Genomic DNA, 10661 nt, shown 5'->3' with positions numbered 1-10661 from the left:
AACTGCTCTGGGTACGCACCTTCTCCACCGTGGAGGCACTCCGACAGGCGCTGCTGGAGTGGGCCCACCGGTACAACGAGCACTGGCTGCTGGAGCGCCACCATTTCCGCTCGCCGAGTCAGGCCCGACGAGCGCTGATGCAGTCGAAGCAGGCGGCCTGATTACAACCAATCTGGTGTCTCAACAATTCGGTGCGGTACACGTTGTTGATGTTCAGGACGACTTCGGGGGTACTCGTTGGCCGGGTAGGCCCGTGCGACGTCGAGCAGGTGGTGGGCAAAGACAACCTGCATCCGCTTCGTCTTCGACAGCCCATCCCTGCGGCATTTCTGGGTGCGGCCGCCATACAATCGGCTCGTCACCTCGCCGGCAATGACATTGGCTGAGGCAAACGTGTGCACCACGTCCTTGCAGTCGCGGGTGCCGATGACGGGGCGCTCTCCCGAGCAGGCGCCTCCCCGCCGGTCACCCATCACCAGCTACTCGCGCCACTTCTCCGCAGCGAGCGGCAATGCGTTGAGTTCCGCGCGTGCCTCTCTCCACGGGGGGTAGTGCTTGTCTAGGAGACCGATGAAGCGCTCGCTATGGGTCGGTTCGATCAGATGCAGCAACTCGTGGACGACCACGTACTCCACGAGATCCTTGGGCTTCTTCACTAGCTCGGTGTTGAGCCGAATATTGCCCACCCGGTGGTTGCAACCTCCCCACTTCGTCTTCATGCGCTGGAGGTAGTAGCCGGTGACGCTGACCCCGAGCTTCGCCTCCCACTTCGCGATGAGGGGCGGCACCAGCTCGTGGAGCAAGGTCTTGTGCCAGTCGTGGATGATGTCCGCGCGCTTCGCCGCGCTTGTGCCCGGCCGCACGCGAAGCGTGATCCTGCGGTGACCGAGACGAACGCCGGGCTTCTCGTCGGCCTCGACGAGCGTCAGCAGATAACGCCGCCCCCAGACGTAGTGACTCTCGCGTTCGACGAAGCGTCGCGGCGTCTCTCGCGCCTGGGCCTGCAGCCTTGCTCGCTGCTCCCTGATCCACCCCAGCTTCGAAATCGCGTAGGCGTGCGCGACCTCGACACGAGTGGCCCTCGGCGCGACCAGACTGACTCGGCCCGTCGGCGGATGCACCGAGAGGTGAACGTGCTTGACGTCCTTCCGGGTCATCTCGATGGCGATCTCGCCAATTTGGAACGTCTCGGCCATCAGCATCATCAGTACCCCGGCTGGTTCTTGATGATCTCGAAGAGGGCCTGGGTCGCCGTCCTGTCTCGGTCAAGGAACGGAAACAGCGCGTTCAAGACCTGCGCCTCGCGCGCCTGATCGCCTTTCCATCCGGCCGGGGCGCGCTCGCGCACGACGACATCAATCTGCAAGGCAAGCGCCGCCTTCTCATCGTCGTTCGTCGGGCACTTGAAGTTCGTCGCCGCGATGCTCCCCAGGTTGTTGAACAACACCGCGGCCTCGTGCTTGCCGTGCAGCGCAGCAGGGATGCCCGCCTCGGGCTGCCTCGCCGCGAGCCGCTTCACGAGCGCCTCTGCCTTGCGAAGGAAGTCCTCGTATGCCGCCGCGTCGGCGCGGCTCTGCTTGATGAGGTCATCGAGTAGCTTCGACATCTGCTCGTAGAACCTGGGATCTGTGAGCTGGTCGCGGATGATCGTCTTGCGGACGTTGTTGATGATGCCCTCGGCGATCGCGTTCTTCGAGAGCTTGCCCTTCTCGTTCAGCTTCTTGGCGATGGCGTCGTGGATGCCAGTCTCAATGATCAGCTCGGTCAGCGACATCTCACCCAGCTCACCGAGGTCGGCGGCAGGATCGGCTTGGATGTACGTGTTGATGAGGTGGCGCATGTCCGCCTCGTAGGGCTTGATGTCGAGCTCCTCGCCGGAGTGCTTCTTGATGGCGGCGCGGAGGTCTCCGTAGAACTCGACCTCCTTCTGCAAGGTGGCCGCTTCCGCGTCGGAGTAGCCAGCCTCTGCGAGGTCCTGCGCGACGGCCGCGAAGGCGCGCACGAAGACGGCCACCGCCTTGTAGAACGAGATGCGCAGCGGCTCGGTCTCATTCAGCGCGTTCGGGTTCACGGCGTCGCCGCAGAAGTAGTGAAGGAACTGCTCCACCTCGCGGGGATGCGCGACCGGCTCGCACAGGTAGCGCAGCGCCTCACTTGCCTCGTCGAGCTTCTTTTTCCCCTCTTCGAGCCAGTTCTTGAGGTGGACGTTGTTCTCTGCGTCGCCACCATCGTCGATGTCCAGCTCGTCGGAGCTGTAGACCGCGATGGCCTGCTGCACGTCGCCGAAGAGTTCCTTGAAGTCGACGATGTGGCCGTAGTCCTTGTCTTCTCCGTCGAGGCGGTTGGTGCGGCAGATGGCCTGGAACAGGTTGTGATCGCGCAGCTCGTTGTCGAGGTAGATGTACGTGCAGCTTGGCGCGTCGAAGCCCGTGAGCAGCTTGCTGACGACGATGAGCAACTTCATGTTCGCGGGCTCCTCGATGAAGCGCCGCTTCACTTCGTCTTCGTACTGCTTCGTCGTCTGCCCCTTCTTGAGGACGTGCTGCGTGTAGGTGTCGAACTTGTAGCGCTCGTCGCTGTTCGCTGGCTCGCGAGAGATGGCGTTGTGGTTCGGCTCGTATGACGTGATGATGCCGCAGTACGTGCCGAAGCTCGTGTTCTGGAAGAGCCGGAAGTAGTGGCAGGCGTCGTAGATCGACGGCGCGACGAGGATCGCCGTACCGCGCTCACTGTTCAGGCGCGGCTTGAGGCTGAAGTCCTCGATGATGTTGGCGATGATGCGCTGCTTGCGTTCGCCCGCGCTCATCAGCTCTTCCATCGTTGCCCAGCGCTTGCGAAGCACCGCCCTCTGGAAGTTGTTGAGGCCCTTGGTCTTCTGCTCGAACCACTTGTCGATGGCCGCCCGCGACGTGAGCCGCTGCGGCACGTCGCGCGCCTCGTACTTCAGGTCGAGCACCACCTTGTCGGCGACGGCCTGGTGGAACTTGTACGTGTGGATGTACGTGCCGAACACGTCGCGCGTCATCACCTTGTCTTTGCGGAGCAGCGGCGTGCCCGTGAAACCGATGAAGATGGCGCTCTCGAGCCAGCGCTTCATCTGCTTGTTCATGTCGCCGCCCTGCGTGCGGTGGCACTCGTCGACGAAGACGTAGAAGCGTCCCTTCACGGGCGGCGGCTCGCCCTTCAGGTCGGAGACGTCGAACTTGTGGATGAGCGCGCACAGGAGGCGCGGCGTCGCGGCCCCGAGCTTCTCGACGAACTCCGCGCGCGAGGCGATGCGCGGCGAAACGGACTCCGGGGCGATGACGCCCGCGTTCTTCATCACCCCTTCGATCTGCTTGTCGAGCTCGTCGCGGTCGGTGATGACGAGGATGCGCGCCTCGGGGTCGTGCTCCAGCAGCCACTTGGCGATGAGCACCATCAAGATGCTCTTACCGCTGCCTTGGGTGTGCCAGATGACGCCGCCCTCGCGCTTGCCGATGCGCTCCTGCGCCGCCTTCACGCCGAAGTATTGGTGCTGCCTCGGCACCTTCTTCTGGCCGCCGTCGAAGATGATGAAGTTACGCAGGAGGTCGAGCAGCCGAGTCTTGTTACACAGCTGCGCGAGCGGCCGGTCGAGCAGTGCGCCTTCGGCGGGCGGCGTGGCCTTTGGCGCTTCGTCCTTCCACTCGACAAAGAACTGCTCCGGGGTCCCGGTCGTGCCGTAGCGCAGGCCCTGCGAGTCGCTGCCCGCGAGCACGAGCTGCACCGTGCTGAAGAAGGCCTTGTTGAAGATCTCTTCCTGGTTGGTGATGAGCTGCCGCACCCCGTCGGCGATCTCCACCGAGCTGCGCTTCAGCTCGATCACCGCGATGGCGAGGCCGTTGATGTACAGGACCAGGTCGGGGCGCCGCTCGTGCCCGCCCTTGAGTGTGACCTCCTCCGCCAAGAAGAAGTCGTTCTCCTCGGGATGCTCCCAGTCGATGAGGTGCACGGTCTCGTACGGCCGCGCTTCGCTTACCTTGACCTGCACGCCGTAGCGCAGGAACTGATACGTGCGGAGGTTGGCCGCGTAGAGCGTGGTGCCCGTCGAGTCGATCGCCTTGTGCAGCTCTTCGAGGGCGCGCGTGATGTGTGCCCCCGAATAGCCGCGCCGCTCGAGGTTGAGTTCCAGCTCGGGCCGCACGCAGCGGTTCCTCTCTTCCTTCGAGAGGTTGCCGAGAAAGTAGTAGCCGAGGTTGCCCTCGCGCTTGTCGTCGGTGAACAAAGCGACGACCCGGTCCTGGGTCTTGCGCTCGGAGCGGGGATTCTTAGACACGGGCGCCTCCTGTGGGGACGAGCCGCGTCTTGCCGGTCAGCAGCTCCTGCATCATTGCTTGCTTCAGCTTCCAGGTCTTGTCCCGTCGTGCTTCCAGCGCGGCGAGTTCGGCATCCATGTCCGAAAGGACCTTCGCGACCGCACGCTGCTCGTTGGTCGAAGGCAGAGGAATTTCTGCGCTCGCGACGTGCGCACGATTCGTGGCGTACACCTTCGTTCCGGCAGCGAGACGACGAAGGTGGGCCGCGAACATAGGGATGCACTGAAGGAGCCCCTTGAAGCCATCCGCCAAAATCGCCTTGTCAAATCTGGCAGCGATCGTGTGCAGGCCAGAAACAACTTCAACCGAGTCGCCGATGTCTCTCAGTTCAACTGACTTGCTTACGCCTTCAAGATCCTCGGACGCATCGGCAAAAATGAGGTCGCCATCTCGCAGTCGGTCGAGTCGCGAAGCCTTGTCGGATGGAAGGAAGGGAAGGTCACGTGCCGCTAGATGGGTGGCGCCAGAGGCGTGAATATCCCCGTAGTGCAGGTAGCGAACACTGCCTTCGGGCAGCAACTCGGCGCGCGAATTCACTCCGTTTCGCAGGAATGTGACGTGGTCGCCAAGTCGCACAAACTTCCACTCGCCGCTGAAGCCCGGCAGCCGGGTCTGGCCGGTCAAGAACTGCTGCATCGCGGCCTGCTTGATGTCGCGTTTTTTGCCAATGAGCCGGTCGAGCCCCTCGATCAGGGCGTCGACGTCTGCCAATGTCCTTGCAATTGACTTCTGTTCGTCAGGACACGGCAACGGGAACGGCAGCGGCTTGACGTGCTTGTTGTTGATCTGAGGAACTGACGTCGTATCTGCGAACCGCCACAGTCCGATGTGGGCAAGTGCGTAGTAGAGGTACTCGCAGTCAAGGCCGCCCTGCGGCGTCAACGCCATCAGGTTCGTGTCCATGAACGATTCCTCTTTGAGGATCCGAACTTTGTTCAGCGCAATGGCTGCTCCCCTCTTGGCGAAGACAACGCTGTTTGCCGGAACTGTGTCTCCGCGCTCGAACTGGTACGGGGTATCGGTGGCGCTGAGGTACTTCTCTGAATTACTCAGTTGCTCGACTTTGAAGTAGGGGATGCCGCTTCCGGAGAAGCGAAACAGTGACGGACTGGCTCCACTGGTGATCTTCACGAAGGCACCGAGTCGCGTTGCGTCCCAATCCTTCGGAAGGAGCCCCGCTTCGGTTTGCTTGTATCCAGGCTTCAATCCCACGACGCCCCCATGTTCTTGAGATGGGCCTCAACGCGCTTCGTGAGGTCCGCCACGTCGTCGGCGAGCTTCGGCAGTGGCGTGGCATAGCGTTCGGCCAGCTCGCGCACGCGGGCAGCGAGCGACTGCGAGACGCGATCAAGCTCGCCCTGCACAGCAGCCGACAACCGGGCCATCCACTTGTCGTCGATGACCAACGTCTTGATGTCCGCCTGAGTGAGCTTGGGGTACTTGCCGAGCGCCAGCGCGTCGAGGGCGGCGTCCTGCTCCTTCACCGCGCGCCTGAGCGACGCCGCGCTCTCCGTGAGCTGGAGCCACTGTTCGAGCACCCCGCGCTCCTCCTTAGCGTCCTTGTCTCCCTTGATCTCCTTGAGCCGCGCGTTGATCTCCGCCTTCGCAATCTTGTCGAAAGCACCGAGGAAGCCCTCCTCGCCGCCGTGCTCTTCCTCTAGAGCGGAGATCGCCGACTCAGTGGCCTCGAGTTCGGCCTGCTTGGCGTCGAGAGCAGCCTGCTCCTTCGCGAAGTAGCGAGCCACGATGAGGACCTTGGGCACGACGTCGCACGCCCAGCCCTTGTCTTTCTTCTTGCCCTTCTTGTCGGTCTCGACGATCCGCCCAGGAACCGCTACCCAGCCGTCGGCAGCAAGCAAATAACAGTCGTCCTGCATCGCCTCGCCCCAGTAGCTCATCAGGTGCTGGTAGACGTCGTAGGCGTCGAGCAACGGCACCGAACGAAACGTGGTGAGCAACTCCTCGGCGACGTTCTCGATCAGCGCCTTCGGGTGCCAGCCCTTGTCGAACTCGACGAGCTTCGACCTCGCCGTCTTGCTCCAGTCGGCAAAGGTCTTCGTCGCCCGGTGCTGGAACGCGGCGAACTCGGCGTGGCCAAAAATCGAGGCCTTCACGCCGGCAAGCGGTACTTTCAATCGCGCGTAGCCCGGGCGCCCGGCGGACTCAAACAGCAGGCCGCGCACGCTGGGCAGCACCTTCCAGTACGCCTCGAGTGAGTCGAGATCTCGTTCGGGGATGCCGCCGCGCAGGTGGGCGTCGATGTTGTGCAGATCTTCGGGCTCACTGCTGTCGATGTAGCGCGGCAGGTTCAAGTTGAAGTCGTTCTTCGCGTCGGCGATCTCGTCGATCGGCACCATGCGTGCATAGCGAGGCACATCGACCTGCTTCACGAAGGTATCGACGATGCGGTGAATGTCTTGCTCGCGAAGGCGGTTCTTCGGGCCGTCCTTGGTGAAGCCCTTGGCGGCGTCGATCATGAAAATGCCCTTGCGGCCCGCAGCGTTCTCCTTGTCGAGCACGATGATGCATGCGGGGATGCCCGTTCCGTAGAATAGGTTGGCGGGCAGACCGATGATGCCCTTCAGGTAGCCCGAGCGAACGAGCTTCTCGCGAATGACAGCCTCGGCGTTGCCGCGGAACAAGACGCCGTGGGGCAAGATGCAGGCCGCCTTGCCCGCGCTCTTCATCGAGCGGACGATGTGGAGCAGGTAGGCGTAGTCGCCCTGCTTGGCGGGCGGCTCTCCCCACAAGAAGCGCTGGAAGGGGTCGTTCGATGGTGTGAGTCCAGTGGTCCACGTCTTGTCGGAGAACGGCGGATTGGCGACGACGTAGTCGTAGGTCCGGAGTTGCTTGTCGTCCTTGAACTTCGGTGCGGCCAGCGTGTTCCCCGAGAGGATGTTCGCGGTCGGGAAATCGTGAAGGATCATGTTCATGCGGGCCAAGCCCGCCGTGGTGACGTCCTTCTCCTGCCCCTCCAGCGTGATGTGCTTGCCTGCCTCGGCCGCGACCTTCAGGAGCAGCGAGCCCGAACCGCAGGTCGGATCGTAGGCGGTCGTCGAGGCCTTGGTGTTCGCCTTCGAGATGCCGATCACCTTGGCGATGACGCGGCTGACCTCGGACGGCGTGTAGAACTGGCCCTTGCTCTTGCCACTCTCGGTTGCGAAGTGGCGCATGAGGTATTCGTAGGCGTCGCCGAGCAGGTCGTCGTGGTCGGCGCGGTTCTGCGAGAAGTCGAGCTCGGGCTTCTGGAAGATGCCGATCAGGTTGGTCAGGCGAGCGACCATCGCCGGGCCTTCGCCGAGCTTGTTCGGGTCGTTGAAGTCGGGGAAGTCGCTGCGGGCCAGACGGGCGTTTGCGTCGATGAGCGGCTGGATGATCTGGGTGTTGATCTTGTTGCCGATGTCGCTGTTGCCCTTGAGGGCGATCATGTCCTTGAAGCTCGCGCCCATCGGGATGGTCACGGGCGGGGCGAAATCGGTGCTGTTCCCGTACTTGTCCGTGATGTACTTGATGAACAGCATGAACAGGACGTAGTCCTTGTACTGGCTAGCATCCATGCCGCCACGGAGCTCGTCGCACGACGCCCAGATCGAGGAGTAGAGGTCAGACTTCTTGATAGCCATCAGCGACGTTCCTTGTCTTGCTCAAGCCCTTCGTGTCCGGCGCCACCCGCGCGGGCCCACTCGTCGACCTCGGACAGCTTGAACTTCCAGAGGCGGCCGATCTCGTGAGCTGGCTGGCTGCGTGTTTCGATCTAGCGGTAGACGGAGTCCTTCGCCACGCCCAGGTGCTTCGCGACGTCCTCGACGGAGACCCACGGCTCGCTTGTCATCGACGCAGCTCCGGCTGTGGATGGACCTTGGCTAGGCGAGCAGGCTATCTGGGCCGAAATCTGCCAACAAGACCCGACTAGAGAGGACCGTGCTACCTGCGTGGACAACGCCCGCCCACGCCGCACGCTGCTCGGCCCACGACCCTGGAGTAGTGCCAGGAACAGTTCCTCGAGCACGCACGAACAACAAGGTTTCCACTGCGAAGAGCAAGGTGGACATCCTGCGCAAGCACTTGATCCCCGCCTTCGGCCACCTGAAGCTGGACCAGATCGACACCGCGCGAATCTAGGCGTTCAAGGCGCAGAAGGTGAAGGCGGGGCTCCCCAAGAAGAGCGTCAACAACCTGCTGACGACCCTGCGCAAGCACCTGGCCCTCGCCCAGGAGTTCGGCGACTCAACGCGGTGCCCAAGGTGGAGTGGCTCAAGACGCCCAAGCCCGAAACCGACTTCCTCCAGTTCGAGGAGGCCGAGCAGTTTGGAGGCACTCGCGGAGCCCGGCCAGTGGAAGACGATGCTCTCCCTCGCTCTCAACACCGGCCTGCGCATCGGAGAGCTGGCCGCGCTCTCGTGGGACCGCGTGGACCTAGCCTCCAGACGACTGCTGGTTAAGCGCAACGTCTACCTGAGCCATCTCTGCTCGCCGGAGGGCGGGCACGAGCGCGAGGTGCCGCTCAACGAGTGGGCGCCGAAGGTCCTCCGGGAGTATCCGCGGCGCATCGACTCGCCGTGGGTGTTCCCCCAGCGGGACGGGGGCTTCATCCACCACCCACAGCACACCTGCGCGGAGGCCATCCTCCGCAATGCCACGCGGGCATCCGACCCATCGGGTGTCAAACGCTGGGCCACAACACCTTCGCCAGCCACCTCGCTATGCGCGGAGTGCCTGTCAAGGCCGTCCAGGAACTGATGTGGCACGCGACCATCGAGATGACTGCGCTATGCCCACCGCAGCTCGGACTTGAAGGCGGACGCGGTACGGGCCTTCAACGTGCGCCCCAGGGGCACACAGCCAGGAAGCCTGCCCCAGAAACGACAAAAGCCCCCGAGTCTTTCGACTCGGAGGCTCTTGTTCGGAGTGCCCAGGGCGGGATTCGAACCCGCACACCTTTCGGCGCCACCCCCTCAAGATGGTGTGTCTACCAGTTCCACCACCTGGGCGTTTCGGCGGGGTCCATGTACCGGACCCCGTGGATTCACGCAACAACCAATTCAACGGTCGCGTGAATCCGATGCTTCCTGACGACTACGGCGCGGGCGTCGTCGGCGCGGGAGCCTGCTGGCCCTCCGCCGGCGGCGTCGCGGACCGCTCCTGCTCCACCGCTCCCGGCGCCGCAGGCGGCGGCGTCGTGGCGCCCGGAGTCGCCGGGGCCGTCTTCGCCGGCGGCGTCGCCACCGAACCCGCAGCCACCGAACCGCGCAGGCCCACGAACGACAGGCCCAGCGAGGTCAGGAAGAACAAGCCGGCGCAGACGCCCGTCAGCTTGCTCAAGAAGGTCACCGCGCCGCGCCCACCGAAGGCGCTCGTCGCGGCGCCGCCACCGAGGGCGGAACCCATGCCGGCGTCCTTCCCCGGCTGCAACAAGATGACGAAGATCATGAACACGCAGAGCAGGACGTGCACGATCGTGAAGAAGGTCAGCATGGGTGTTCCCAACGCTCCGTGAAAAGAGGGCGCAACCTACACAAAGTGGTCAACGGGTGACAACTTCTAACGGGGATACCGGCTTCAGCCAGCCGCCTTCACGATGGCCACGAAGTCCGCCGCCTTGAGGCTCGCTCCCCCCACGAGCGCCCCGTCCACGTCCGGCTGACCCAGCAATTCCGCCGCGTTGTCCGGCTTCACGCTGCCGCCGTACTGGATGCGCACCCGCTCGGCCGTCCCCTCGTCGTACATCCGGGTCAGCAGGCCCCGGATGGCCGCGTGGACCTCCTGCGCCTGCGCCGTCGTCGCCGTCCGGCCCGTCCCAATCGCCCAGACCGGCTCGTACGCCAGCACGAACGTCGCCACGTCCGCCCCGGAGAAGCCCTCCAGCGCACCCCGCACCTGGCGCTCCACCACCGTGAGCGTCTGGTTCGACTCGCGCTCGGCCAGCGTCTCGCCCACACAGACGATGGGCGTCATCCCGGCGGCCTTCACCGCCTTCGCCCGCTGGTTCACCGTGGCGTCCGTCTCACCGAAGAACTGCCGGCGCTCCGAGTGCCCCACGATGACGTAGGCACACCCCAGCTCCGCCAGCATCGGCGCGCTGATTTCGCCCGTGAAGGCGCCCGAGGACTCCCAGTGACAGTTCTGCGCCGCCAGCTGCAGGGGTGCCCCCTCCAGCGCGACGTGCAGGGGCTGCAACGCGACGAACGGGGGCGCGATGGCCACCTCCACCTTGTCGCCCATTGCCGCCACCGCGCCGCGAAGCTCCCGCACCAGCGCGAGCGCTTCCGGCACCGTCTTGTTCATCTTCCAGTTGCCAGCGACGATCTTCCGACGAGCCATCGA

Annotated in this window: 8 protein-coding genes, 1 tRNA gene and 1 pseudogene; 2 read left to right on the top strand and 8 right to left on the bottom strand. The window is 63.9% G+C overall.

Going from position 1 to position 10661, the window contains the following annotated elements; translation table 11 throughout:
- Positions 1–479: 479 nt before the first annotated feature.
- From D7Y21_RS16135 to D7Y21_RS43650, 5 genes and pseudogenes are all read right to left on the bottom strand, one after another.
- Positions 480–1205 (bottom strand): M48 family metallopeptidase, encoded by a 726-nt coding sequence (locus D7Y21_RS16135; RefSeq protein ID WP_199735425.1) that lies wholly within the window; start codon positions 1203–1205, stop codon positions 480–482.
- The gene (locus D7Y21_RS16130) at positions 1205–4297 is read right to left on the bottom strand and encodes a type I restriction endonuclease subunit R (protein ID WP_121714199.1); all 3093 of its coding nucleotides are present in this window, start codon (positions 4295–4297) and stop codon (positions 1205–1207) included. Before D7Y21_RS16130 ends, D7Y21_RS16135 begins: the two co-directional genes overlap by 1 nt.
- On the bottom strand, positions 4290–5549 hold the full coding sequence (locus tag D7Y21_RS16125) for a restriction endonuclease subunit S (protein ID WP_121714197.1): 1260 nt from the start codon (positions 5547–5549) through the stop codon (positions 4290–4292). The genes D7Y21_RS16130 and D7Y21_RS16125 overlap by 8 nt, the downstream gene beginning before the upstream one ends.
- A complete protein-coding gene (locus D7Y21_RS16120; protein WP_121714195.1) occupies positions 5540–7960 on the bottom strand; it encodes a class I SAM-dependent DNA methyltransferase in 2421 nt (806 codons plus the stop codon). Before D7Y21_RS16120 ends, D7Y21_RS16125 begins: the two co-directional genes overlap by 10 nt.
- Positions 7960–8169: pseudogene (locus D7Y21_RS43650) on the bottom strand (helix-turn-helix domain-containing protein). The gene D7Y21_RS16120 and the pseudogene D7Y21_RS43650 overlap by 1 nt, the downstream one beginning before the upstream one ends.
- A gap of 89 nt (positions 8170–8258) precedes the next feature.
- On the opposite strand from D7Y21_RS43650, the gene D7Y21_RS43645 reads away from it, so the two are divergent.
- Together D7Y21_RS43645 and D7Y21_RS16100 are read left to right on the top strand one after the other, a co-directional pair.
- Positions 8259–8459 (top strand): N-terminal phage integrase SAM-like domain-containing protein, encoded by a 201-nt coding sequence (locus tag D7Y21_RS43645; RefSeq protein WP_121714193.1) that lies wholly within the window; start codon positions 8259–8261, stop codon positions 8457–8459.
- Between the two features lie 186 nt (positions 8460–8645).
- Complete coding sequence (locus D7Y21_RS16100; RefSeq protein ID WP_147469297.1) at positions 8646–9077, top strand: tyrosine-type recombinase/integrase; 432 nt, start codon at positions 8646–8648, stop codon at positions 9075–9077.
- A gap of 169 nt (positions 9078–9246) precedes the next feature.
- Here the strand turns inward: D7Y21_RS16100 and D7Y21_RS16095 are convergent.
- The 3 genes from D7Y21_RS16095 to tpiA all read right to left on the bottom strand — a co-directional run bounded on the left by D7Y21_RS16095 (position 9247) and on the right by tpiA (position 10658).
- A tRNA-Leu gene (locus tag D7Y21_RS16095) sits at positions 9247–9328 on the bottom strand.
- Between the two features lie 85 nt (positions 9329–9413).
- Positions 9414–9812 (bottom strand): preprotein translocase subunit SecG, encoded by a 399-nt coding sequence (gene secG, locus D7Y21_RS16090; RefSeq protein WP_120568040.1) that lies wholly within the window; start codon positions 9810–9812, stop codon positions 9414–9416.
- An 84-nt stretch (positions 9813–9896) separates the two neighbouring features.
- Positions 9897–10658: a triose-phosphate isomerase gene (gene tpiA, locus D7Y21_RS16085; RefSeq protein ID WP_121714188.1), complete on the bottom strand. Its 762-nt coding sequence runs from the start codon at positions 10656–10658 to the stop codon at positions 9897–9899.
- Positions 10659–10661 lie beyond the last annotated feature (3 nt).

The sequence above is a fragment of the Corallococcus sp. AB045 genome, from assembly GCF_003668895.1.
Classification (GTDB): Bacteria; Myxococcota; Myxococcia; order Myxococcales; family Myxococcaceae; genus Corallococcus; species Corallococcus coralloides.
This window is presented reverse-complemented; position numbering and strand designations above follow the sequence as displayed.